Source organism: Enterobacter roggenkampii (assembly GCF_001729805.1).
Lineage (GTDB): Bacteria > Pseudomonadota > Gammaproteobacteria > Enterobacterales > Enterobacteriaceae > Enterobacter > Enterobacter roggenkampii.
On sequence record NZ_CP017184.1, the window covers coordinates 539601 to 566436 of the forward strand.

The 26836-nt window shown below is 48.0% G+C and carries 17 protein-coding genes and 1 tRNA gene; 13 read left to right on the forward strand and 5 right to left on the reverse strand.

Annotation, left to right across the window (positions count from 1 at the left end; genetic code table 11):
• Positions 1–6: 6 nt before the first annotated feature.
• The 3 genes from miaE to BFV67_RS02520 all read left to right on the forward strand — a co-directional run bounded on the left by miaE (position 7) and on the right by BFV67_RS02520 (position 1709).
• Positions 7–765, forward strand: a complete 759-nt coding sequence (miaE, locus tag BFV67_RS02510; protein ID WP_003862942.1) for a tRNA isopentenyl-2-thiomethyl-A-37 hydroxylase MiaE — start codon at positions 7–9, stop codon at positions 763–765.
• Between the two features lie 30 nt (positions 766–795).
• Positions 796–1518 (forward strand): topoisomerase II, encoded by a 723-nt coding sequence (locus BFV67_RS02515; RefSeq protein ID WP_069597809.1) that lies wholly within the window; start codon positions 796–798, stop codon positions 1516–1518.
• A 106-nt stretch (positions 1519–1624) separates the two neighbouring features.
• Positions 1625–1709 (forward strand) — tRNA-Leu (locus BFV67_RS02520).
• A gap of 213 nt (positions 1710–1922) precedes the next feature.
• On the opposite strand, the gene BFV67_RS24095 is transcribed toward BFV67_RS02520, so the two are convergent.
• Positions 1923–2324 (reverse strand): hypothetical protein, encoded by a 402-nt coding sequence (locus tag BFV67_RS24095; RefSeq protein ID WP_131775249.1) that lies wholly within the window; start codon positions 2322–2324, stop codon positions 1923–1925.
• Positions 2325–2540: 216 nt separating this feature from the next.
• Here BFV67_RS24095 and BFV67_RS02530 point away from each other — a divergent pair, with 216 nt between their 5' ends.
• The 8 genes from BFV67_RS02530 to brxL are packed head-to-tail and all read left to right on the forward strand — an operon-like array spanning position 2541 to position 17678.
• Positions 2541–3158 carry a DUF1819 family protein gene (locus BFV67_RS02530; protein ID WP_069597811.1) on the forward strand — a complete coding sequence of 206 codons (618 nt, stop codon included), beginning with the start codon at positions 2541–2543 and terminating at the stop codon, positions 3156–3158.
• Positions 3155–3757, forward strand: coding sequence for a DUF1788 domain-containing protein (locus BFV67_RS02535; protein WP_058675377.1), 603 nt, complete (start codon positions 3155–3157; stop codon positions 3755–3757). The genes BFV67_RS02530 and BFV67_RS02535 overlap by 4 nt, the downstream gene beginning before the upstream one ends.
• A 12-nt stretch (positions 3758–3769) precedes the next feature.
• The gene (gene brxC / locus BFV67_RS02540) at positions 3770–7384 is read left to right on the forward strand and encodes a BREX system P-loop protein BrxC (protein WP_069597812.1); all 3615 of its coding nucleotides are present in this window, start codon (positions 3770–3772) and stop codon (positions 7382–7384) included.
• Positions 7385–7432: 48 nt separating this feature from the next.
• On the forward strand, positions 7433–11119 hold the full coding sequence (gene pglX, locus BFV67_RS02545; RefSeq protein WP_069597813.1) for a BREX-1 system adenine-specific DNA-methyltransferase PglX: 3687 nt from the start codon (positions 7433–7435) through the stop codon (positions 11117–11119).
• Positions 11119–12162, forward strand: coding sequence for an AAA family ATPase (locus tag BFV67_RS02550; RefSeq protein WP_069597814.1), 1044 nt, complete (start codon positions 11119–11121; stop codon positions 12160–12162). The genes pglX and BFV67_RS02550 overlap by 1 nt, the downstream gene beginning before the upstream one ends.
• The gene (locus tag BFV67_RS02555; protein ID WP_069597815.1) at positions 12159–12992 is read left to right on the forward strand and encodes a DUF4435 domain-containing protein; all 834 of its coding nucleotides are present in this window, start codon (positions 12159–12161) and stop codon (positions 12990–12992) included. Before BFV67_RS02550 ends, BFV67_RS02555 begins: the two co-directional genes overlap by 4 nt.
• A 2-nt stretch (positions 12993–12994) precedes the next feature.
• Positions 12995–15592 (forward strand): BREX-1 system phosphatase PglZ type A, encoded by a 2598-nt coding sequence (pglZ, locus tag BFV67_RS02560; RefSeq protein ID WP_069597816.1) that lies wholly within the window; start codon positions 12995–12997, stop codon positions 15590–15592.
• A 10-nt stretch (positions 15593–15602) separates the two neighbouring features.
• Positions 15603–17678 carry a protease Lon-related BREX system protein BrxL gene (gene brxL / locus BFV67_RS02565; protein ID WP_069597817.1) on the forward strand — a complete coding sequence of 692 codons (2076 nt, stop codon included), beginning with the start codon at positions 15603–15605 and terminating at the stop codon, positions 17676–17678.
• Positions 17679–17813: 135 nt separating this feature from the next.
• On the opposite strand, the gene mcrC is transcribed toward brxL, so the two are convergent.
• Both mcrC and BFV67_RS02575 read right to left on the reverse strand, forming a co-directional pair.
• A complete protein-coding gene (gene mcrC, locus BFV67_RS02570) occupies positions 17814–18860 on the reverse strand; it encodes a 5-methylcytosine-specific restriction endonuclease system specificity protein McrC (RefSeq protein ID WP_069597818.1) in 1047 nt (348 codons plus the stop codon).
• Complete coding sequence (locus tag BFV67_RS02575) at positions 18860–20254, reverse strand: MrcB family domain-containing protein (protein WP_069597819.1); 1395 nt, start codon at positions 20252–20254, stop codon at positions 18860–18862. Before BFV67_RS02575 ends, mcrC begins: the two co-directional genes overlap by 1 nt.
• Positions 20255–20488: 234 nt before the next feature.
• Between BFV67_RS02575 and BFV67_RS02580 the strand changes: the two genes are divergently transcribed.
• Positions 20489–24007 (forward strand): AAA domain-containing protein, encoded by a 3519-nt coding sequence (locus tag BFV67_RS02580; protein WP_069597820.1) that lies wholly within the window; start codon positions 20489–20491, stop codon positions 24005–24007.
• A gap of 70 nt (positions 24008–24077) precedes the next feature.
• Here BFV67_RS02580 and BFV67_RS02585 read toward each other — a convergent pair whose 3' ends face one another.
• A complete protein-coding gene (locus BFV67_RS02585; protein WP_069597821.1) occupies positions 24078–25028 on the reverse strand; it encodes an HNH endonuclease in 951 nt (316 codons plus the stop codon).
• Between the two features lie 301 nt (positions 25029–25329).
• Between BFV67_RS02585 and BFV67_RS23825 the strand changes: the two genes are divergently transcribed.
• Positions 25330–25785 (forward strand): SymE family type I addiction module toxin, encoded by a 456-nt coding sequence (locus tag BFV67_RS23825; protein WP_084833284.1) that lies wholly within the window; start codon positions 25330–25332, stop codon positions 25783–25785.
• Positions 25786–25828: 43 nt separating this feature from the next.
• On the opposite strand, the gene trpS is transcribed toward BFV67_RS23825, so the two are convergent.
• Positions 25829–26830, reverse strand: coding sequence for a tryptophan--tRNA ligase (gene trpS, locus BFV67_RS02595; protein ID WP_069597822.1), 1002 nt, complete (start codon positions 26828–26830; stop codon positions 25829–25831).
• Positions 26831–26836 lie beyond the last annotated feature (6 nt).

The following is a 26836-nucleotide window of genomic DNA, read 5'->3' on the forward strand; positions in this document are numbered from 1 at the left end:
AGAACCATGGATTACCCGCAGATACTCGCCCCCGTACTCAACTTCCTCCAGTGCCCGACCCCGCAAGCATGGATTGATAAAGCCCGCGACCCGGCGAACCTGCCGCTGCTGCTCACCGACCACATGGTGTGCGAGCTCAAGGCCGCCCAGACCGCGCTGCTGCTGGTGCGCAAATACGTCGCCGACGAAAGCGGTGCCGACGCGCTGCTCGACTGGCTCAAGCCCTACGAACAGTTCACCTTCCGCGACGGCCCGGAGCCGGACTTCATCGCCCTGCACAGGCAGATTGGCAAAAGCGTGATGCCCAAAACCGACGACCCGTGGGGCCAGGCGCTCATCGACAGCATGGTGCTGCTTATTAAAGAGGAGCTGCACCACTTCTGGCAGGTGCGCGAGGCGATGCTGGCGCGCGACATTCCGTACGTCAAAATCACCGCCAGCCGCTACGCCAAAGGGATGCTGAAGGAAGTGCGCACCCACGAACCGCTGACGCTGATCGACAAGCTCATCTGCGGCGCCTACATCGAAGCCCGCTCCTGCGAACGCTTCGCCGCGCTGGCTCCGTTCCTCGACGACGACCTGCAGAAGTTCTATCTCTCGCTGCTGCGCTCGGAAGCGCGCCACTATCAGGACTACCTGACGCTGGCCCAGCAGGTGAGCGACGACGATATCTCACCGCGCATAAAGCTTTTTGGCGAAATTGAAGCCACACTTATCTCGACACCGGACAACGAGTTTCGCTTCCACAGCGGCGTGCCGGTGTAAACCGGCATAACTCAAGGATAAGGATGCGAGATGAATAAAACGTGGACCCGTATTGTGATTGTCGTCATTGCGGCTGCCGCCGTGGCGTTCTGGGTGTTTTTCGACAGGCAGCGCGCCCCGGAACGGCAGATGGATAACGCCCTTAACGCGATGCCCGCCTGGCAGGTGATTAAGGAGCAGGAGCCCGCGCTGCATCAGCGCATCCTCGACCAGATGGCCGCCCTGCAAAAAGCGGGCGAGCCGGAGCAGCAGATTATCGACACCATCCAGCCGCAGATCCTGCATCTGCAGATGTCGCGCCTGCAGAACGCCCCGGACGCCAACGTGGTGAACTACATGACCATCAACATGGAGCAGACCGCCGCCATCCAGAAGGTGAGCGACGACGCCTGCTTCCGCTTCCTCTACCCGATGGTGAAGGGCGGCGTGAACCCGATGCGCATGCTGGATAAAGACCTGATGGCGCGGCGCATGCAGGCCGATGCCGACATGATGCGCGCGGCCTACGGCAAAAACCGCCACACCGTGACCCCGGCCGAACGCGAGGCGGCTGTCGAAGACGTGCGGCCGATTATGAAGGAACTTGCCGATAAGTACGGCGAGGACATCCAGCTGCTGCAGATGCCGGAAAAGGCGGCGGGCAAAGAGAAGCTCTCCTGCGATATGGTGCAGGAGATGTGGGCCAAGGTGCTGGCGCTGCCGGAGCAAAAGGCGGCGAGGGTGATACGGCTGGCGGTGTCTGAGCTGGAGTGACAAAGGGCGCTGGTTTTTTGGGCACTTAGCGCGGGTTTAGCGCGTCGTCGCTTGCATGGCGGCGCGCGACAGGTATAATCCACAACGTTTCCGCATCCCCTTCAGTGCCGAAGTGGCGAAATCGGTAGACGCAGTTGATTCAAAATCAACCGTAGAAATACGTGCCGGTTCGAGTCCGGCCTTCGGCACCAAGTGATGCAATAATTAGCTGCCTAAGGGTGGCTTTTTTTGTGTCCATATTCATCTGAATTTACTCATCTCAAAATGTAATAAAATCAAGTTTATTGGTGATAGATAACAATAGATATTGCGTAAACATTCTGCATATAACTGGTTCTTTCCCGGCTGAGTTTGAAAAGCAGAATGTTAAACAGGACGCTTAACAATCCCTGGCAATATTATCGTTACCACTTTCCCCTATGTGCATGAGCATGGTCCAGCTTGAGCGGCATAGCATCCGCGTGTCCAAAGCTACGGTTGAACGCTGCAAGATGGCAAGGTGTACAAAGATGCACTTTCCCATAGTTGCTGTCGGCATATGCCCTGATTGGGCTGATGTAACTGTGGCATTCGGCACAGTAATGTTTTTCTGTAACGATTTTCCCCCTTCTGACCTTCAGGATCAGCGGACCGTGCTCACCGCTGACAAGATTATCATAATCGCTGGTGGCAATATTATAGCGGGTCGGTTTTCCATGCCGTTTAGCGGTAGCGTCCGTCTTTTCTTGGCGACTTCCTAGTGCCTTGAGGATTTTCTTCTGCGAGTAAGGTGACAAGACAAATCCCGGATTATTTACTTTCGACATTGTAGTTTACCTCTGGTTACGATCCATTAACTCACTCAATACGAGACTTTCGTGAAGGCATCAAACCGGAAATTACGCTCTAAATCTATGATCAGGATCAGTCGATAATCTGCATCAATAAATCACATCATTGTTCGGGTCTTAACCATGGCATATCACCTGCGGGCCGATTACAATCATTACTTGATTTTTTGCGAGCAGCATTCCGGATTTTTGATGACAAACACCATGAAAAAAAATGACAAACGCTGGATTGGCGATCTGCTGGGCGGTTCGTTGATGGTCCGAGAGAGCCGAACCATTGCTGAACTGTTGCTTTCTGAACCAGATGAAACAACCTGGCAGCAGCAAATAATCAATGAAAATATTCTTCAGGCTTCCTCCACAAGCACTGCAAATCGTTATGCCCGAACCTTAAGGCTGCGATTGATGACCTTGGATCGGGTGTGCTGGAAACTGATTGCTGATGGCAGTGAAAGCGAACGTCTACAAATGCTATTGGTTGCATTGATGATCCAGTCTCCAATTGTTGCGGAGTTTATCGCTGAGGTTGTAAATCCGGCTCGCCAACAGTTTAAAGAAAAGCTTGGTTTAAATTGCTGGGGTGATTTTGTGGATGAGAATCTTCGTTTGCACCCGGAGCTGGCTGCATTCTCTGATTCATCTATCCAAAAAATGGGTAACAATCTGATTAAGGCGCTTGCAGAAGCAGGTTACCTGGATAGCCCACGCCGCCGGAACTTACAAAACGTTTTCCTTCTACCAGATGTTGCAACGGCCTTGCATCGTTTAAACAAAGCCGAATTGCTTCCTGTTCTGGAGGGTAAAGCATGAATGATCCGATCCTTGAATATCGTTTAAAACAGTTAGAAGAACGTATCGGCGACGACCGTTTTTTGAAAAACCAAGGCTCCGGCAACGAGATTGGCTTCTGGATCTTTGACTATCCGGCGAAGCAGGAGCTTCAGGTCCGCGAGTATTTACACTTTTTATTCAAAAAACTGGATAAAAAATATACCTATAAAACACTCAATATCTTCCAGGTCATCATCGATATGCTTGAAGAACGTAAGCTCTTTGACCGTATCTGCCAGCGAGAGCCTGAGCTTGGCCTTGAGACACTGAAAAAGCATCTGGCAGCCCCGCTGAGCCAAAAAAAAATCGCGGAATATATTGCGCGTACGGTCGATCTTCCGGCACAGCAATTTGTCATTCTGACGGGCCTCGGTAACGCCTGGCCATTGGTTCGCGGTCATGAGCTTATGAGCGCACTTCAGGACGTGATGGGGTTTACACCACTGCTGATGTTCTATCCTGGCACCTACAGTGGATATGATCTTTCTCCACTCTCAGGCATTAATTCGCGTAACTATTACCGCGCCTTCAGACTGGTACCAGAAACCGGACCTGCGGCGACTTTGACTCCTCGTTAAAAGACGACAGCAATGAATATAGAAAAAATTTTTGAGAAACCGCTAAAACGTAATATTAACGGCGTAGTTAAAGCCGAGCAGACCGACGACGAAAGCGCCTGGATAGAACTGGATGAGTACGTCATCACTCGGGAGCTCGATGGCCACCTGCGTCAGTTCTTTGAAGTCTATGCCCCAGCTACTGGACCAGGCAGATTACAGCTTGCCGATAAAATGGGCGTCTGGGTTTCAGGCTTCTTTGGGTCCGGTAAATCACACTTCATTAAGATCCTTTCCTATCTGCTGGCGAACCGCGAAGTTAGCCACAATGGCGTCACGCGTAATGCGCTCTCCTTCTTTGAAGAGAAAATTGATGATGCACTGCTGTTGGCCGATATTCGGAAATCGGTTCAGCATCCGACTGATGTCGTTCTATTCAATATTGACTCACGCGCTAATGTCGAAGATGGCGTTGATGCCATTCTCAAAGTCTTTCTGAAAGTCTTTAACGAACTGGCTGGTTATTGTGGGGACTTCCCACATATTGCACACCTGGAACGTGAGCTCGATAAGCGTGGGCAGTTTGATACCTTTAAAGCCGCCTTTGCGGATATCACTGGCTCTCGTTGGGAAGATGAACGTGATGTTTATCTGATGATAAACGATCAGATGGCTAAGGCGCTGAGTGTTGCTACAGGCCAGAGTGAAGAGTCTTCTCGCCAGTGGATCGAGCAACTTGATAAGAACTTCCCTCTGGATATCAAAAATTTCTGTACGTGGGTTAAAGAGTGGCTGGATAGTCAAGGCAACCGCAACATTCTGTTTATGGTCGATGAAGTTGGGCAGTTCATTGGTAAAGATGCACAGATGATGCTGAAGCTGCAAACCATCACCGAAAACCTGGGCGTTATTTGCGGTGGACGCGCATGGGTGATTGTGACCTCCCAGGCCGACATTAATGCCGCCATTGGTGGTATGAGCAGTCGCGACGGTCAGGATTTCTCCAAGATTCAGGGGCGTTTCTCAACGCGCTTACAACTCTCCAGCTCGAATACCTCAGAAGTTATACAAAAACGTTTGCTGGTGAAAACCGATGCGGCAATACCGGAGCTGGAAGCTATCTGGCAGGAAAAAGGCGATATTCTGCGTAACCAGTTGGCGTTTGACACGACAACGACAGCTACGCTGCGAGCCTATACAAACAGCCGCGAGTTCGTGGATAACTATCCGTTTGTACCGTGGCATTACCAGATCCTGCAAAAGGTCTTTGAATCAATCCGAACCAAAGGGGCCGCAGGTAAACAGTTGGCAATGGGGGAGCGCTCTCTGCTGGATGCCTTCCAGTCGGCAGCTGTGCAAATCTCTGCAGAGGGTCTGGATAGTCTGGTCCCGTTCTGGCGCTTTTACTCCGCGATCGAAAGCTTCCTGGAACCTGCAGTTAGCCGCACTATTATTCAGGCCTGCCAGTCTCCGTCACTGACGGAGTTTGACGGCAAACTACTAAAGACGCTGTTCCTGATCCGCTACGTCGATGTGCTGAAAAGTACTCTCGACAATCTCGTCACGCTCTCTATTGAGCGTATTGATACTGATAAAGTGGAACTCCGTCGACAGATTGAAGCCAGTCTTAATCGTCTGCAGGCTGAGATGCTGATCTCGCGTATTGATGACAAATTTGTTTTTCTCACTAACGAAGAAAAAGAGATTGAAAACGAAATCCGCAATATTGACGTGGAATTCACCATCATCAATAAGCAACTCTCAACCATCATTTTCGAAGAGATCCTGAAGAACAAAAGATATCGCTATCCGGCCAATAAGCAGGATTTTGATATCAGTCGTTTTTGTAACGGACATCCGCTGGATGGTGCGAATCTTAACGATCTGGTGGTTAAGGTGCTCACACCACTGGACTCGAACTACGAGAGCTATAAGGGCGCGCATTCTAATAGTCTGCTGATGACGGACAGTAAGGACTGCATCTTAATTTGTCTGCCTGATGAGGCTCGTACCTGGCAAGACCTGACCATGTACGCGCAGACCAAAGCCTTCCTTAGCAAGCAAAGTGGACAGCGTCCGGAACAGGCAACTCTGTTGGCAGAAAAAGGCCGTGAAAATGGCATGCGCGAAAAAACGCTGAAGGCGCAGATTGAAGGCTTGCTGGCTCAAGCTGATGTCTGGGCGCTGGGCGAACGGCTGGATAAGAAATCCTCTTCGCCGTTAGCTATCGTGGATGCAGCCTGCGGTTACGTTATCGAGAACAGTTTCTCCAAACTAAAATTGCTGCGTCTTAGTACCGGAGACGTAAATCGTGAAACTCACGCGCTGTTGACAGTAGAAAATGATACCCAGCTCGATCTCGGGGATATGGAAGAATCCAACCCAGAGGCGATGCGTGAAGTGGATAACTGGATCAGTATGAGTATTGAGACTCATAAGCCAGTTTACCTGCGGGATATCCTCACCACTTTTGGCCGTCGCCCATTTGGCTGGCCGGAAGATGAGGTCAAATTGCTGGTTGCTCGGCTGGCGCGCAGCGGAAAATACAGCTTCACTCTGCAAGGCAGTGAAATCGCACTGAAGCAGGCGTGGGACGCGTTTAATAATTCACGTCGTTACAGCGATTTGCGTTTGCATAAAGTACGTCGCCATGACGAAGCGCAGCTGACTAAAGCCGCGCAACTGATGGCTGAGATTGCCGGAGAGCCGTTTAACGAGCGTGAAGAACAGTCGTTGGTATCTCATATTCGCGAACTCTTTGGCCGCTGGAAGAGCGAGTTGACTGTTTTTAAAACTCGTGCAGAGAGTGGACAAAACCCTGGCCGTAAAGAGATAGAAGAAGGCCTGGTATTGCTGAACGGGATCCTTAACGAGAAAGAGGAATACGCGGTCATTGAAAAAATCACCACAGCGGCCGACGATCTTAAAGATTTCTCGGAAGACTGGGACGATTTGGTCAGCTTCTACAAAAACCAATACGCCACATGGCAGCGCTTGAGCACGGCGTTCAATGGAAGTTTTAAAGCTAACCGTAACGCGCTGGATAAAGACGAAACGGCCCAAAAGGCGTTGCAGGAGTTGGAAGCTATCTACAGCAAGGCACGACCTTACGGAGAGCTGCACCGGATTATTCCGCTGATTGAAACCGTTGAAACCATCAACCAGCGTCTGGTGGAAGAATACCGAAGCCATGCGCTGCAGCAGATAGATAACCATATCAATGAGCTGAAGCAAAGCATGCAGGAGATGCACGTCCCTGCTGACTTGCAGCACTCGCTTTTACACCCGATGCAGCAATCGCGTAAGAAAGTGGAGCAGAACGGCCTGATCCCACAGATTATGGAAGAACAGGCTGAGGTTCGGGCGCTACAATTCAAAGCAAACGAACGGCTGAACAGCTGGGTTGAAGAACAGCGTAAGAAAGTGCCTGAACCAAAAACTGTCCCTCAGCCAGGGATTATCGATCCAGTAGCTAAGCCTGAACCCAAGCTGAAAAAGACCATCTACGTGAACACGCGTAAAACGATGGAACGAGCTGCGGGTGTGACAACGCTGGATAACGCCGAACAGGTAGACAAAGCCCTGGAGCAACTCCGTAAAACGCTCATGGATGCCATTAACGCAGGTGAACGCGTACAGCTTCAGTAATTTCCCCATTTTCAGGGCAGACGTTGTCTGCCCTTTTCAGGACTTCACATGAATACGTCAAATATCAAAAAATACGCCCCGGTGGCACGTAAACAATTCCGCGATGCGGTCATGCAAAAACTGACCACGCTGGGTATTGAGGCCGATAAAAAGGGCAACCTGCAAATTGCGCAAGCAACCGATCTTGGCGACCAGGTGCGTTATGGTCAGTTCTCGCTGGATAAAGCACTGGTGTCACGCCGTGAGCGTCTGGTCAAGCGTGCAGAAAAGCAGGGCTACGACGTGCTGGTGGAGCACATCGCTTACACCTGGTTTAACCGCTTTTGCGCTATTCGCTATATGGAGCTGCATGGCTATCTTGATCACGGTTTCCGTATGCTGTCTCACCCGACGCTGCAAGGCGGTTTTGAGGTTCTGGATCATGTGCCGGAAGTGGCTGATGCTCTGGAGCTGGACAAAGCACGCCTGGTGGAGATGAAGCTGGCGGGCGATCGTGACGAAGAACTGTACCGCGAACTGCTGCTGGCCCAGTGCCATGCATTGCACGGTGCAATGCCTTTCCTGTTCGAAGCGGTCAATGATGATATCGAACTGGTACTGCCGGATAACCTGACTCGCACCGACTCCATTCTGCGTGGGCTGGTAGATATTATTCCTGAGGAGGACTGGGAACAGGTCGAAGTGATTGGCTGGCTGTATCAGTTTTATATTTCCGAGAAAAAAGATGATGTGATCGGCAAGGTGGTGAAGAGCGAAGATATTCCCGCCGCCACTCAGCTGTTTACCCCGAACTGGATTGTGCAGTACCTGGTGCAGAACTCGGTGGGTCGCCAGTGGCTGCAAACCTACCCGGACTCGAGCCTGAAAGGCAAAATGCCGTACTACATTGAGCCAGCAGAGCAAACGCCGGAAGTGCGGGCACAGTTGGCAGCTATCACCCCATCCAGCATTGAGCCTGAAAGCATTAAAGTGCTGGATCCGGCCTGCGGCTCCGGGCATATCCTGACTGAAGCCTATAACGTACTGAAGGCCATTTACGAAGAGCGCGGCTATCGTACCCGTGATATTCCGCAGCTGATTCTGGAAAACAATATCTTCGGCCTCGATATCGACGACCGTGCCGCACAGCTGTCTGGTTTTGCAATGCTGATGCTGGCCCGCCAGGACGATCGCCGCATTCTGAGTCCAGGCCGTGGCGTTCGCCTGAATATCGTTTCCCTGCAGGAAAGTAAGCTGGATGTCGCTGAGCTCTGGACCAAGCTGAACTTCCATCAACAGGTGCAGCGCGGCAGCATGGGAGATATGTTTGCAGAAGGGGCGGCACTGACCAATACCGACAGCGCGGAATATAAGCTGCTGATGCGAACGCTGGCATTGTTTACCAGCGCAAAAACGTTGGGATCGCTGATTCAGGTTTCACATGAAGATGAAGCGGCGCTGAAAGCGTTTCTGGATGGGCTGTATCGTCTGGTGGTTGAAGGTGATATTCAGCAGAAGGAAGCAGCGGCGGAGCTGCTCCCGTATATCCAGCAGGCGTGGATCTTGGCACAGCGCTATGACGCTGTGGTGGCAAACCCTCCATATATGGGCGGGAAAGGGATGAATGGCGAGCTGAAAGAGTTTGCTAAAAAACAATTCCCGGACAGCAAGTCAGATTTGTTTGCGATGTTTATGCAGCATGCGTTTTCTTTGCTCAAAGAGAATGGTTTTAATGCGCAAGTGAATATGCAGTCGTGGATGTTCCTGTCGAGCTATGAAGCGCTTCGTAGCTGGCTGTTGGATAATAAAACCTTTATTACGATGGCGCATTTGGGGGCGAGAGCCTTTGGGCAAATTTCGGGAGAGGTAGTTCAGACAACTGCATGGGTGATTAATAATTCTCGTACAGATAGTTACCAACCTGTATTTTTTCGTTTAATTGAAGGCAGTGAAGAGCAAAAACAAAACGCTTTGCTTGCACGAAAAAACTGTTTTGACAATACTAAGCAGAATGACTTCAGAATAATTCCTGGCGCGCCGTTAGCTTATTGGGCAAGCGAAAGTTCGCGTAAGTCTTTTTCAAAATTTTCACTTTTAGGCCATGAGTTAAAAGCGAGACAAGGTCTTGCAACCACCGATAACAATCGTTTTGTTAGATTCTGGTTTGAAGTATCCTTCGGAAATATTGGTTTTAATATGGCTTCACGCGAAGAGGCCATTAACTCTAGCAAACGCTGGTTCCCTATGGATAAAGGTGGCGACTATCGGAAATGGTATGGGAATAATATATACATAGTCGATTGGGAGCTTGATGGAGAAAGAATAAAAGACAGTATTAACTCTAAATACCCTTATCTTAATGGAAATCCAGATTTTGTAGCTAAAAATGCTGGTGAATATTTTAAGCCTGGGGTGACCTGGAGCAAAGTCACATCGGGGAACTTTTCATCAAGATTTTCACCTGCTGGGAGTATTTTTAGCGATGCAGGGATGAAAGTTGTTTGCGATCACGAAAAAGCACTTTTTGTACAGGGTTTATTGAGTTCAAAAGTATTCGCTCATCTTTTATCATGCCTCAGCGAAACTTTAAATTTTGAAGCTGGTAATATTTCTAGAATTCCACTATGTATAGCGCCTGACGCTACAGACATATGGCGTGAATGTATTTCTTTATCGAGGAAAGACTGGGACTCAACTCAAATATCTTACGATTTCATGTGCCATCAATTAATACAAGGTGGCAATGCATCCCTACTTAAAGATGTATATGATAGAATCGAAGAAAACTGGTTGTCCTGTAGTGAGAGAATGAGATATCTCGAACAAGAAAATAATAATTTATTTGCAGCGGCGTATAGCCTCTCTTCTGAAATTGATAATAACGTCTCTCTTGATGAAATAACATTATTCTGTAATGCTGCCTATCGATATGGTAATGACCTTTCGATTGAAGAAAAATCTGAATTAATTAAAGGCGAGACTATATCTGATCTTCTCTCATATGCAATAGGTTGCATGATGGGTCGCTACTCCCTCGATCGTGAAGGTCTGGTCTACGCCCACGAAGGCAACAAAGGCTTTTCTGACCTTGCAGAAGACGGTGTCTACAAAAGCTTCCCTGCCGATGAAGACGGCATCTTGCCGTTAATGGATTCTGACTGGTTCGGCGACGATGTAACCGCCCGTATCAAAGAATTTGTCCGTACCGTCTGGGGGGAAGAACACCAGCAGGAAAACCTCGACTTTATCGCCGAAAGTCTCTGTTTGTACGCGATAAAGCCGAAAAAAGGCGAATCTTCACTTGATACTATCCGCCGCTATCTTTCCACGCAGTTCTGGAAAGATCATATGAAAATGTACAAAAAACGCCCGATTTACTGGCTGTTCAGCTCTGGTAAAGAGAAAGCATTTGAGTGCCTGGTGTATCTGCACCGTTATAATGAAGGCACATTGTCGCGTATGCGTACCGAATACGTAGTTCCGCTGCTGGCGCGCTACCAGGGCAATATCGACCTGGTAAACGATCAGCTTAAGAGTGCTGAATCGGGAGCTGCTACCACGCGTCTGAAAAAAGAACTGGATGGGCTGACCAAGAAATTCAACGAGCTGCGTAGCTTCGATGACCGCTTGCGTCACTATGCTGATAGACGTATCACTATTGATCTGGATGACGGCGTTAAGGTTAACTACGGCAAGTTTGGCGATCTGCTGGCGGATGTAAAAGCCATTACCGGTAGCGCACCTGAGGAGATTTGATGAAAATAGCGGCGATTTATACGCAGAGTGTTGGCCCATTGGGCAATGCGGAAATTAGCTTTAAAAACAACTGGACGGGAGCGGTAGAGGAAAACGTTCTCCTTACCGGCCCGAACGGCTGCGGTAAATCGACGCTGCTTCGCACTATTGCGATGCTTTGGGGGGCTTTTGGGTTCTGGCTAGAGCAATCCAAGCCGCTTCCATCATCTCACGAATCCCGGAAATGGTTAGAACGATGGAACGGTGTCGCGATTGTTATAGATGACTTCACATCAACAACGCCATCTCGCTTGGGGCTATTTTTTGGCTCTGATGAATGGTCTGAGGAATTAATTGAATCCTATAAAGATGTTGAGTGGATTGGTGAAAGTCGTGCTGGGCGTAAATTGACGCTAAGGATTTTTGAAGATGCCTGGTTCCAGAAATGGGGTCACTACTACCAAAAAATGGTGATCACCACTGAGAGAGTTTCATCCCCTAATGTCATTTATCTGGATGCTGAGGCACGCAGATGGCTTGCGCCTAAAAAGAATATTTCCTCACTTGCACAGGATGATCTTAGCCAGCGCTGGCTGGCAACCTATACCCCTACCTCCGACTGGAAAGGGCAGCTTGAAGCTTCGCTGTTCAATATGAAAGCGACGCTCCCTGAGCTGTATCCAGAGATGATGAAAACGCTGAATCAGTTCTTCTCAGGAAAAGTCATTGAAGAAGAGATTCAGCCAGGGCAGCGTCAGCAGGTCAAACTTGCTAACGGTGAAACTCATACGTTGGATGAACTGAGTTCTGGTGAACATCAGGTCTTGATCATGCTCTTTATGGTTCAACGCTGGCTTCAGCCCGGCGGTGTCGTTTTAATCGACGAGCCGGACCTGCATCTGCACCCTTCGCTGGTTTCCCCCCTGCTTGCGACTCTGGAAAACATTATCCAGAAAAAGCAGGGGCAGCTTATTTTGACTTCCCATGCGACCGACGTCTGGCAGCGCTACGAAACGTTGGGGCTGCGTTATCCTCTTTCTGTTGAAAAGGATGATGAGCAATGAAGGAGTTTGAGTGGCATATCAAGACCATCCTTGAGACAAAAATCACTGAAGGCAAACGAGCGTTGATCGTTGAAGGTAAAACGGATGAACTTGTTTTTACCCAGCTCTTAAAAAAAGTTGATCCCCAATGGGAAACCAACTGGGTTCTTGCCGAAGTCGGCGGGAAACGTAATGTGGTAGAAATTTTGTCAAAACAACCGACTTGGTTGGGCATTGTTGATCGCGATGAGTGGGATGATGCCCAGTTGGGCCAACGGCAACAACAATTGCCTAACCTGTTAGTTTTACCCAGATTCTGTATCGAAAACTATCTTGTTGTCCCAAGTGAGCTTTTACCTGGACTGCCACCCAAGCAAAGAGCCAAACTCCCCGGAGAGAGCGCAGCGGCGATAGAGGCTATTACGTCATCGATTACCGCAAATCTTGAAAGTTGGATTCAGTTTGGTACCGCATGGGCCATTATCAACCCGCTTTGGGATGAACTGCGATTGCTCGGATTTAACCGAGACCTTCTTGATCTTCAACAGGTGATTACAGAGCCCGGGTTTTTGGCGCATTGCGAACGTTGGCATGCACATCTGGATCCTGCAGTACTGTTACAAAGATACCAGAGCAAACTGGCCGAAATCCGCGATTTGCCAGTTGATGAACAGTTACGCAAAATTGTTCACGGCAAAAAATTTTATAAAGCCGTTGTGACCCCTGCATTCATGCAGTTACTTACAATTACGAAAGCGATTTCAGTTGATGTATGGTTCAGGGAAATGCCGGTGCCAACTGACCTTGACTTTATATGGCATGAAATGAATTTGCCTGTAGAAGAAAATTAATTATGCAATTTAAAGAACTGGAATCCGGGCTTCGTCAGAAGTTTACCGACAACCGTATCGTCTTCTGGCACGACCCAGAACAACGTTTCACTGATTCGCTCAATGAGTTGGATCTCGACAACGTTGTGCTGCTGGATATGCGCGGCATTTCTGTGCTAGCAACAAAAAAACGACTCGAAATCGACGAGCCTGAACAAAAATTTTTACTCTATTTCACCAGTGAGGTTCCCGCTCTCGAGCAGGACTGGTTGCTGGATATTCGCCTCTATAGCACCGAATTCCACGCTGATTATGCGGCGATCACCCTGAATTCGCTAGGTATCCCGCAACTTGGTTTACGCGAACATATTCAACTTCGCAAAGCCTTCTTTACCGTCAAGCGAACTCAGATCCTGAAGGGATGGGTTACCGAGCGCGAAACGGAAAACTCTCTCGATAAGAAAATGCTTGCGGTGGTGGTCGGAGCCAGTACCTTTGAAACCAAAGAGATTCTATTTGCTTTGGTTCAGCAATTTGTCGCGGCACGGCAGCAGGATGACAGCGCGCTGGAGAACACCTTCGCCGTACTGAAGAAACTTGGCCTGGATGAGGTACTCTGGGAGATTCTTCGTGTTGAGCTCGGGTACCAGTTTGAATCTCCTTCACTGGAAAACCTGCTGCTGAAACTGTTCTGTACCGATCTCTGGGCGCAGGGTGATGAAGCGCATCGTGACTGGTTGAGTAAAAATGTGCTGGCAACTGCGGCTGGACGAGCCTCTTCACTGGCCTTTATGGGGGCGTGGCGCAACGATCGTCGCTATAAAGCAGAATACGATTATTGTGCAGAGGATTTGCAACAAACACTGCAGCCAAAAGAGCACTACAACTACAGCTCACCGTACGCCCTGGCAAAATGTGAAACCTTCGAGGCCATTGAACAACTTATTATCCGTGGTCTGGTGACCCAGCTGCAGGAAGAGAGCACCACTCTGGACAGAGACGCGTTTAAAGCGTTGGTTTCAGAGCGCAGTGCGAAATACTGGAGCCAGACACGTCCAGAGTATCTCTCTATCTGGAATGCCATTCGTCAGGCAGAACACTTGCTGAATTTGCGTAACCGTTACACCGATGGGTTTAATTTCCCCGATACGGGCGCGTTCTGGAAAGCCTACTGCGACGAAATTTATCGCTTCGATCAGACCTATCGTTTATTCAATGAATATGCCGCACCAGTGCACAGCAAAGGGGCGATGATCCTGCATGAACTGGATAAGTTCATCGAAGAGTTATACAGCAACTGGTATCTGGCCGAGCTAAGTCGTGGCTGGAACAAACTGCTGGAAGCGGAAAAACGCATGCAGACATGGCAGTTTAGTGGCATACCCCTGCAGCGCAATTTCTATAAAGAGAATGTTAAACGTCAGTTTGACACCTCTCAGGTGAAACGCGTTTTTGTCGTGATCTCAGATGCACTGCGCTATGAAGTGGCGGAAGAGCTGGGCAGGCATATCAACCATGAGAAGCACTTCAGTGCAGAGCTGCGCTCCCAGACCGGAGTGCTCCCAAGCTATACTCAGCTGGGCATGGCCGCACTGTTACCCCATGAGTCGTTGAGCTATCTTCCCGATAATTCTGGCGTAGTGTACGCCGATGGAATATCCACTTCCGGGTTCGATAAACGCGCCGCTATTCTGGCGAAGGTGAATGGTGTAGCGCTGAAAGCAAAGGACTTGCAGAACGCCAATAACCAGGAAGTTAACGAGCAAATTCGCAACGCTTCCGTGGTTTATATCTGGCACGACACTATAGATGCCATGGGTGATAAGGCGGCTACCGAAGATAAAACATTCGAGGCTTGTCGAAGCGCTATTACCGAGCTCAAAGATCTGGTCTCACGCCTGCGTAGCCGATTTAATGCCAGCCGAATATTTGTTACCGCCGATCATGGGTTCCTGTTCCAGCAACAGGCGCTGGTGGAGCAGGATAAAACGAAGCTGGAAAGCAAAGCCAAAGACACAATTGAAGCGAATAAACGCTTTATTGTGGGTCATAAGCTGCCTGAAAGTGAATTTTGCTGGCACGGCAAACTTGCTGATACTGCAGGCGCAAGCGATGAGAGTGAGTTCCTGTTACCTAAAGGAGTACAGCGTTTTCACTTCGTAGGGGGCGCGCGTTTCGTTCATGGCGGAGCCATGCTGCAGGAGGTGTGTGTTCCTGTGTTGAAGATTCGCGCGCTTGAAAAGAAAGTGGCTGAGAAGCAACCCCAGCGGCAGCCCGTGTCCGTCGTTGCGCGGGATCAGGTGATCAAACTGGTTAACAGCATTGATAAAGTTGGTTTTATTCAGACTTCGGCAGTGAATGATTTAAATGAGCCGCGCACGCTCAATATTTTTGTCGTAGATGAAAACAACCAGGTCGTCTCCGGCACGGAAACGGTTTGCTTCGACAGTGATAACGACGATATGGGTAAACGCACCCGCGATGTAACCATGAAACTCATGGGGACGGCATTCAATCGTAAAAACAAATATGTTCTGATCCTGGAGAATGCGGACAGCGCAACAGAGTATGGTCGCTACCCGATCACGATCGACCTGGCATTTCAGGATGACTTCTTTTAAGTGAGGCGTTATGCAACAGCAGGATAACTCAGCCAGTAACATGGAAACGGCCTCTGCGTTGGCTCAGGACCTGGATTCATTGTTGAATCAGCACTTTCGCGGTCGCGTGGTGCGTAAGGATCTGACTAAGCAACTAAAAGAAGGGGCTAATGTTCCGGTTTACGTACTGGAATATCTACTCGGTATGTACTGTGCCTCCGATGACGATGAGGTTGTCGAGCAGGGGCTACAGTCGGTTAAGCGTATTCTTTCTGATAACTACGTCCGCCCGGATGAAGCAGAAAAAGTGAAATCACTGATTCGCGAGCGTGGTTCTTACAAAATTATCGATAAGGTCACGGTAAAGCTAAACCAGAAGAAAGACGTTTACGAAGCCCAACTCTCTAACCTCGGTATTAAAGATGCCCTGGTGCCGTCTCAGATGGTGAAAGACAATGAGAAACTGTTGACGGGTGGCATCTGGTGCATGATCACCGTGAACTACTTTTATGAAGAAGGACAAAAAACGTCTCCTTTCTCGCTGTTCACACTGAAGCCGATCCAGATGCCAAATATGGATATGGACGAGGTATTTGAGGCCCGCAAGCAGTTTGATCGTGACCAGTGGATTGACGTGCTGTTACGTTCTGTCGGGATGGAGCCTGCGAATATTGAACAGCGTACCAAGTGGCATCTGATTACTCGCATGATTCCCTTTGTGGAAAACAACTATAACGTCTGTGAGCTTGGACCACGTGGTACCGGTAAGAGCCATGTTTATAAAGAATGCTCCCCTAACTCTCTGCTGGTATCTGGCGGGCAAACCACGGTAGCGAACTTGTTTTATAACATGGCCAGCCGCCAGATTGGTCTTGTGGGTATGTGGGACGTCGTCGCGTTCGACGAAGTGGCAGGGATCACTTTCAAAGACAAAGATGGCGTGCAGATCATGAAAGACTACATGGCGTCAGGTTCGTTCTCTCGTGGTCGTGACTCCATCGAAGGTAAAGCCTCCATGGTGTTTGTCGGCAACATTAACCAGAGCGTGGACACGCTGGTCAAAACCAGTCATCTGCTTGCACCGTTTCCAGATGCGATGATTGATACTGCATTTTTTGACCGCTTCCATGCTTATATTCCTGGTTGGGAAATTCCAAAGATGCGTCCGGAGTTTTTCACCAATCGCTATGGTTTGATTACGGATTACCTCGCTGAATATATGCGCGAGATGCGTAAACGTAGCTTCTCCGATGCAATTGATAAATTCTTCAAGCTGGGAAATAACCTCAATCAGCGTGACGTGATTGCCGTACGCCGCACGGTATCCGGCTTGTTGAAGCTAATGCACCCAGACGGCGCTTACGACAAAGAAGATGTACGGGTTTGCCTGACCTATGCACTGGAGGTCCGCCGTCGCGTTAAAGAGCAGCTTAAGAAACTCGGTGGCCTAGAATTCTTTGATGTGAACTTCAGTTATATCGATAATGAGAGCCTGGAAGAGTTCTTCGTGAGCGTACCGGAGCAGGGTGGCAGTGAATTGATTCCTGCCGGTATGCCGAAACCTGGCGTAGTGCATCTGGTCACGCAAGCTGATTCAGGTATGACGGGCCTCTATCGTTTTGAAACGCAGATGACTGCCGGTAATGGCAAACATGCGGTATCAGGTTTAGGGTCGAATACAGCAGCGAAAGAAGCGATCCGCGTGGGTTTTGACTACTTCAAAGGTAACTTAGGTCGTATCAGTGCTGCGGCAAAATTCTCTGAACATGAGTACCATCTTCATGTAGTGGAGCTGCACAGCACAGGGCCGAGTACAACCACCAGTCTGGCCGCGTTAATCGCGTTCTGTTCCATATTGCTGGCAAAACCGGTTCAGGAACAAATGGTCGTTTTAGGCAGTATGACGTTGGGAGGGGTAACGAATCCCGTTCAGGATCTGGCTGCATGTCTGCAGGTTGCATTCGATAGCGGCGCGAAAAGAGTTTTACTCCCTATGGCTTCAGCTATTGATATCCCGACCGTACCGACTGAATTGTTTACCAAGTTCCAGGTAAGCTTTTATGCTGATCCTGTAGATGCGGTGTACAAGGCTCTCGGGGTAAATTAAATGCAATGATTACCAGTGATGTATGAGTTGTGTTACTGGTAATCTCATTTCCAAAAATAATAGTGCAGCTTAATTTACTTATTATATTTTCAAATTGAAACTTAATATCCTGATGCTTAATTTAAGCATGGTTGTTCATTCCAGAAACTCGGTAAAGATAGACAGTAAATCCTGATGAATCAGTGTCCATTCTTGATCCAAGTTTATAGTACATAATCCGATATCGAAACCGCTAACATTATAACGATGCTTTACAGCCTTCGTTACATGAGGATAGATCAGCAACCCACTGATTTTTTGGGCTGGAGTTGATTTACAAGCCAATAAATAATTCATCAGCTGGTATAGGTTAGACGAGTGAAACTTCGATGTTTCGTTACGGCTGGAAAATATATTCTTATAATATTTTGCATCAACGATTAAAGTTTTGTTATTACTGCTTATCGTTATGTCTGTTTCCATTCGCGGTAGAAAAGATAAACTTTTATCACTGTCGCTATATGCATCCCATTTCAAATATGAGCGTTTAACGTTAGCATTTTTTAATTCTCGCATGCAAAAACAATATAAAAATTCCTGATAAAGAAGTGACATTTTGCGTTCGTCACGTTCAAAATCATAAAAACGATAACTACCATTGTTTTGATTACTTATCGAATTGTCTGCAATAAACTTGCATAAACTGATTGCGAATTTGTAGTAACGACTACTAGCCCTAACTTTCACTTTATTGAAGTGAAGAGGAGTGAGGTTAATTTCTTTCACTTCTGGCATTCTTGCTCGGATAGAGCGCGATTCTTCTCGGATGGTTTTATTTAAATTTTCATTTTTGATTAATACAGCCAGAGAACTTTTAATGATTTTATTTGCAAGCGTATCCGGATTTAAATCATCAAAAGTACTGACTGTTTTTCCTTGTGTCATATGTAAACTGCGGAGTGTTTGAGTGAGATTCACCCGTCCTTTTACTCCTGTGATTAACTCTGTATTTGACTGATAATTCAGCTCGAATCCCCGACGACAAAGATAAAGAACACATTTATTTAAAGCATGCCCGAGTATATCTAGTAAGTTATTGGCCGGTATCGCATCAAGGTTAACTATTTTAGCATCCTGTAAATGATTCCATGCGTAAGTCAGCATATAATAGATGTTACGTATTGGAATCGCTGGCTTATTCATTATATGTCCTCAAGTAACAGATCGAGCCAGTTTTGTCTTTTACCAGGGTTATCAAACCAATACTCTTCAAGCAACGGCGCTATATCTGAAAAAACGATTGTTCTGAACCATTCAACATCTGGTTGATTGCCATCATCTAAACCATTGCAAAAATAGCTGTGCCCGATCCTGTAACCCTTCCCGAGTATTTCTGAGTCATTACTGATTTCGTTATTTAACTGCATCATTTTGAAACATAATGATTCGACAAATCCAGGCTTGGCTTTGTTATCCAGTAAAAAACTACGAAATTGCTCTGTTCCAAATCCGGGTTCAATATCAATAAATGAAAAGCGTCTGCGGAGAGCGTAGTCGACGACTGCCAGAGAACGGTCTGCTGTATTCATTAAACCAATAATATAGACGTTAGCAGGTATATAAAATCGGTCACTGTAGTTTTCCGAGTAGGTAAGAGGTACTGCCCAGTTCGCATTACGCTTATCATGTTCAATAAGCATCATGACTTCGCCAAAAACCTTGCTTAAATTCGCTCGATTTATTTCATCAATGATAAAAACATGTTTTTTATCTGGTTCTTTCAGGGCCTGCTGACAGAAACTATAAAAAATTCCATCTTTTCGTTGGAAGCTATCACCATTTGGGCGATAACCTTGTACGAAATCTTCATAACTATAAGATGGATGAAACTGGACCATACCAACTCTGTGTGAATCCCTTTCTTCCATTAGCAGATAAGCCAGGCGGCGGGCTACGAAGGTCTTACCTACTCCGGGGGGACCTTGCAGAATAACATTTTTCTTCACAACCAAACGTTTAATAATCGTTTCTATTGTTGATTGAGGAATAAAGAGGTCATTCAATGCATCGTTTATATCATATGGTTTTTTGACCGTAGTTTTGGAGTGAGGATCTGGATGGGGAAATGTTTCGGAACTGGAGAATAATTTTTTATACACATTTATTGTTTGTTCTATTTCTTCATCAAATTTTGCGTAATCGATACCATTGGAAACTTTTTGTGAGAACGCATAGTAAGATTGACCATATTTCTTTGGGTATATCCCAAGGTTGGTATGTAAATACTCTCTAATCGTCACTGGTATATCAGAATTAAAGTGCCATTGATGTAGTGGTATCTTTGTATCACTTATCCCATAAGCAAGTATAAGTTCGTCATAATCTTTATAATAAAGTATGACAGGATAGATACCATGCGACACTTCTTGACCCTCAGCTAGAAATGCAATCCAGGGAACAGAACTGTAATTACCAAAGCCGAAACTTACTTTCACCTTAAGTCCATGAAGTGTTTCTGGGTAGTCTTTAGTTGATTGTGAGATTTTCTGATCGGCTTGTTCAACGAATTTTTCAAGCCAAGTCTGTACCGATTGCATCTCTTACTCCTTACGAGAAGTTCATAGTGCATTATGCAGCCCACCAGGACGAATCGCTACTGTTAATCGTAACAGTTCGAACTCGTTCAATGAATATATTCTGTCTTTGAAATCAATTTCTTCGTGCATACCAAATAATTATTGCGATCGCGCTCGCAACGTGGACAATACTTAATCATGTGATGAATTAATATCAACGAAATCAATAATTTCATTTAAGTCACGGGATGGGGAATGGACAGTAATACTCAGGGATTCACTTCATACTGGCGTAATACCTTAGCTGATGCCGAGTCTGGAAAAGGGGCATTTGAGCGTAAAGATGAAGAGTCATTCACTCAATGGATGAATATCGATAAGGGGCGCTTGGATGAAGAGATCGTGCAATCGTTCTTCGTAGGTGAAAACGAGAAGGTTCAGACCGTAAAAGTGTTGTTACGGCCGCATGTATGGATCCACTTGTTAAAGCATGGCAAGGAGCGCATGGCTGGCGCACCAGGTATAGTTACGCCTTTGGTTACTTCCGCGCTGATGAACCGCGAAGGCTTTCTATTCCCTGCATTTCCTGCCACCATTCCCCGTGACCTGCTTGAACCACTGCCCAAAGGTTCCTTTTCTATTGGTGAGATGGCGGAATATGACAAATATAAAACCTCCCATGATTCATTAACTTTTGGTCCTGGCGACGAGGATGAGCAGCGTGAGGAAACAGACGAACAACGGACTGAGCGACATGCTCGCTATAAGCTATTATGGCAAAAATACCTTAAAGAGGCAGATGAGCTTTTAAACAATGTGGCCGGGAAATGGCTCGAGTCACCAGAGCAATATGAGTCAGCTGGTTATGGCTTTATTATCAAAGCCAACCAGCCCGGCGGCGCCAGCATTCATATTTTGCCCATGTACGACCACCTGCTGTCGTGCAAAAAAGAGGTGCCATTGCTGGCGCGTTTTGCTTCAAAAGATAAATCTCCTGTTGAGCCGCTTCTTGCCAGTAATGCCATGTTCAGTGAGCGTCTGGGCCATTCTGGCGACAAATTCCCTCTGGCTACTGCACAGCGTGATGCCCTGAGCCATTATCTCACTCAACAGCCGGGCGATATTCTTGCCGTAAACGGTCCTCCGGGAACAGGGAAAACTACTCTTGTGCTCTCCATCATAGCTACAGAGTGGACGAGGGCGGCTTTAAACAAAACCGAACCACCGGTTGTCATTGCGGCATCAACCAACAACCAGGCGGTTACCAACATTATTGAGGCCTTCGGAAAAGATTTTGCTACGGGCACCGGGCCTATGGCTGGGCGTTGGCTGCCTGATGTAACAAGCTTTGGGGCTTATTTCCCTTCTTCGCGCCGAAAAGCCGAGGCCGCAAAAAAATACCAGACAGAAGACTTTTTTAACCGCGTTGAATCCCTTGAATATGTAGAAGATGCCCGGCTCTTCTTCCTTGAAAAGGCAAGGTTGGCTTTTCCGACTCAGGAATGTCATTCACCTGAACACGTTGTGGATCTCTTACATCAGCGTTTAGTTGAACTCTCTGCAAAGCTTGAGCAAATCGAGCCTGCGTGGGACAACCTGAACGCAATCCGTCAGGAGCGGTGCGCCATCAGCGACGATCTCGAACAGTATATTCAGGCTAAGAGAACGTTACTGCTCAATAGCACAAATGAAATCTCGCTATTAACACAGGGCAAAAAACAATGGGAACAATATCGAGCTGGTGAGTCGATCATGTTCGCTCTCTTCTCCTGGCTTCCCGCCGTTCGTACTAAGCGTCACTATCAAATGAAGCTGTTTTTGGAGGCTACGTTTGGCGAAAGAATGACAGCATTCCAGGGAACTTTGCCTGATGGAATTGATGCCTTTATCGAAGGCCTGATAGCAGAAGCACTTAAAGAGCAGGCCGAGTACCAGCAGCAGATTGGTCTTGCCGAGGACATTTCCCAACGTGAAAGTGAAGCAGCCATACGCTGGCGCGAGATCACTCATTCGCTGGGAAGTCCGGGTGAAACGGAGCTCAGTCTGAATGAAGCCGATCAGCTCGCTGATACGCGGCTCCGTTTTCCTGCATTTTTGCTGGCGACGCATTATTGGGAAGGCCGGTGGTTAATGGATATGGCTGCCATTGAAGATCTTCAGGATGAAAAAAAACGCAACAGAATAAATTATGTTCAGGCCCGCTGGCAGCGCAGAATGAAACTTACCCCTTGTGTGGTGATGACCTGTTATATGCTGCCGCATCATATGAAAATTGGTATCCGGGATGAAAAATTGAAAAAGTATGCGGAAAGCTATTTTTATAATTTTGCAGATCTGCTCATTGTCGATGAAGCAGGCCAAGTACTTCCGGAAGTGGCTGCGGCCTCCTTTGCTCTGGCAAAAAAAGCGTTAGTTATTGGTGATACAGCACAGATTGCGCCAATCTGGAATAGTTACCCTACCATTGATATAGGGAATCTGTTAGAGCAGAAACTTCTTACTGGCGATACTCAGGATGAGCTTCACGACGCTTATATCACGATAGGTGATTCAGGTAAAAGCGCGGCATCTGGGAGTGTCATGAAGATCGCCCAGTTTAATTCCCGCTATCATTACGACCCAAACTTTGCGCGTGGCATGTATTTATATGAGCATCGTCGTTGCTTCGATAACATCATTGGCTTCTGTAATGAGTTGTGCTATGACGGCAAATTATTTCCCAAGCGGGGTATAGCAAATGGCACGTTATATCCTGCAATCGGTTATTTGCACATAGATGGTAAATGTGTACAGGCAAGCGGCGGAAGCCGCTATAACCTCTTCGAAGCTGAGACAGTAGCTGCATGGCTTGCGGCGCACAAACAAGATATTGAGCGTCATTACAATAAGCTGCTCCATGAAGTCGTAGGGATTGTGACCCCTTTTTCTGCGCAAGTCAGCGCAATTGAATCGTCATTGCGTAAGGTGGATATCAACTGTAATGATGATAAAAACGGGCTGACAGTGGGGACAGTCCACTCCTTGCAGGGCGCGGAAAGGGAGATTGTGCTGTTTTCTTCTGTGTATTCGAAACACGAAGATGGCGAATTTATAGACAACGACAGCAGCATTCTGAACGTTGCCGTTTCACGTCCTAAAGATAGCTTCCTGGTCTTTGGCGACATGGACTTGTTTGAGATCCAACCCGGTTCTTCACCTCGGGGACTGCTGGCGAAATACCTGTTTGCTTCCACTGATAATGCGTTGCAGTTTGATTTTCAGGAGCGCCAGGATTTAAGTTCCTCGCAAACGCAGACCTCTATCCTGCACGGTGTGGAGCAACATGATGTGTTTCTGAATCAGACTTTTAACTCAATCAATGAGAGCATTACTATCGTTTCGCCGTGGCTTACCTGGGAAAAGTTGGAACAGACCGGTTTTCTTGCATCGATGATGCAGGCACGTGCACGTGGTATTGATATCACTTTAGTAACGGACAAATCATCTAATACTGCAGATGTGGATTTTGAAAAGCGCAAAGAGAAAAATCAGCGTCTTAATGAGGCCGTGGAAAAGTTAACTGAAATGGGCATCACGACGAAGTTGGTCAACCGTGTTCACAGTAAGATTGTAATTGGCGATGAGGGACTACTCTGCGTCGGTTCCTTTAACTGGTTCAGCGCTGCGCGGGAGGAAAGATACCAGCGATATGACACATCCATGGTCTACCATGGCGATAGTTTAAGAGCTGAGATCAAAACGATTTATTCCAGCCTTGAGCAGCGGCAGTTATAAAATGATGTGAATTACCTGAGCACCCGTATAAACCATAGGGTGCTCAGGATATTTAATACGATCACATCAATTAACCCTTAAAAACATTTTGCCTATGCCATTGTAAATAGTTGTATGAAGGTTTCGGTAACGCAATGATTTTTTCTGGCAAACTCAGCTTGTCGCATGTACCAAAATCAAGGTGATTGCTTATCAGAACGTCACCTTCATTAGCGAATGAAATCCAGCCAGAGTCAAATAAAGTATCAATATGAGCCGCCAGCATGAGACCGTTATGCGGATCTAATCTTTCTTTCGCAGTTTGGCATACGGACCAGGGCTTGATATGGCTCGCTCTCAGTAATGGCTGAAAGGTAATCCCTGTTACAGGGCAGGCAGGGTAAAGTTTTAAGCACTCAGCCCGAAAAATACCCTGTCCGATTCTGGCATGAATCAATGCTGTTCGGGTTGTTTCATCTATCGAGAGGTCATGAGTGATAATATCAATGTCTGGTTGAACGAAAGCGATACGATCGTTCTGGCTTTCATTTACCTCAAATGGCTCAGGTGTTTCAAATCCCAGCTCTTGGAACAACGCAGAGTGAAATTCAACGGGTAAATATTGTTCAACCACCTGTTTTGCCAACGAGTCAATTAAGCGTTTCTTAGCCTGTAATAGAGAAAAGGAAGCAACATCAAAGCCACCGTGCACGTTGTTATCTAAGACCGTCTGCAGCCTCGGTTCATCAGGGCTTTTAAGTAGAGCAGGGTCTGTTCCTTCCAGTGCCCAGAAGCCATCATGCTTTAACCGCCAGAATGGCATAAGAACTTCATAGTTGCTGCGTTTTGGCCCGTAGCGTTTTAGCAAATCTCGTAGTTGATCTTGTATTTCATCCTGGAACTGGAAAAGCCGCTCATGGCCTTTCTTGTACTGGGAAAGAACATACAGAACAAGTAAGGGTTTATTCAACGCTGGTGCTTTGTTGTACCAAGCTGTTTTCATCCCGGCAATTTTTTGACTAAGAGATTTTGCGATGGTCATAGTTCGGTTACAGGAGCCAGTAGTTCTGCGATGATGCTCGCAAAACCCAGACCAATCAACCCGCAATCAACAAAAACATGACCTTACCGCACACAACCCTATTTCCTGAATCCCTCTCGCAAATTCCAAATTTACCCCCTCCAAAACCGCTGTATTTATATTCAGCCCTGTATAATGAGCACCAGAAATTACGCCGAACGGCAAAAGAAATATTGAAGAATATTTAATGAACAATTCGCGATATGAAGGTGCTGCAACACCCCCATACCGCTAACCACAACCAACTTGATAGGAGTTGTATATGGCTGTGACGAATTTTAAGCCAGAGTTTACTGTTTGCAAAACAGAATCAGACGCTTTCACCGGCATGATTGAAAACCGCGAGCTGGTGCGCAAAAACAGCGCCCGCCGACTTCACGGCAACCAGCTCAATGCGGCGCCCGTCCATCCCCGCGCGGAGACGCCGCAGGACAGTGCCGCTTGCTGCGAACTGTATGCCCGCATAGACATGAAATACCTTCTTCTGGGCGGCGACTGGCTAACCCGGGCAGGTTTTATCAACGGTATGCCGGTGAAAATCCGCGCCATGAAAGACTGCATTGTGATTACCCCGCAGCATACAAGAGAATTATGGGGATGCCTGGAAGGTATGAGCGTGGTGAATATTAATAAGCAGAAAGTCGCACAGTGGTTAAAAACGTTTCCGGGCGCGTTAAATGATACCGGCGATATTCCGGTAATTAAGCGCAACGCCTGATAAATATCCCGGCCCTGCGCCGGGATATTTATTTAAACCACTTTCAAAACACCGGCACCCCCAGCCCAACCTTCACCTCCCTCAACGTCTCCTGCGTCACCCCCTGCGCCCGTTCGGTCCCGCGCTTCAGCATCGCCATCAACTCACCCTTATCCCGCATATACATCGCCCTCCGCTCCCGCATCGGCGCAATCAGCTCCTGCAAACACGCCTCCAGTTCGTTCTTACACGCCCGGTCGCCCAGCCCACCCGCCTGATAGTGCGCCTTCATCGCCGCCACCTTGTCCTTATCGGGAAGAAACGCGTCGAGATACGTAAACACCACGTTCCCCTCAATCTGCCCCGGGTCGCTCACCTTCAGGTGGTTCGGGTCGGTGTACATGGCGCTGACGGCACGGTGAATGGTCTCTTCACTGGCTGAAAGGTGCAGCGTGTTGCCCAGCGATTTCGACATCTTGGCGCTGCCGTCGATGCCGGGCAGGCGGCTGGTGTCGCTCAGCATCGCCTTGCAGTGGCGCAGCACCGGGGCGGGCAGCAGGCTGTTCATCTTGTGCACAATCTCGTTGGTCTGCTCAATCATCGGCAGCTGGTCGTCGCCGACGGGCACGCACTCGGCCTTAAACGCGGTGATGTCCGCCGCCTGGCTGATAGGGTAGGCCATAAACCCGACCGGCAGCGAGCGGGCGAAGCCCTTCTGCGCAATCTCGTTTTTCACCGTCGGGTTACGCTCCACGCGGGCGACGGTGACGATGTTCATGTACAGCATCGTCAGCTCGGCGAGGGCGGGCAGGGCGGACTGCAGGCAGATGGTGGTCAGGTTCGGGTCGATGCCGGCGGCGAGGTAGTCGGCCAGCACTTCGGGGATGTTGTCGCGGATCTTCTGCGGATTGCTGCCGTTGTCGGTCAGCCCCTGCAGGTCGGCAATCAGCACAAACTGGCTGTGCGTCTGCTGCAGCGCCACGCGCTGGCGCAGCGATCCGACGAAGTGGCCGAGGTGCAGCGGGCCGGTTGGGCGGTCGCCGGTGAGGATGGTTTGCGTGTTCATAAAGAC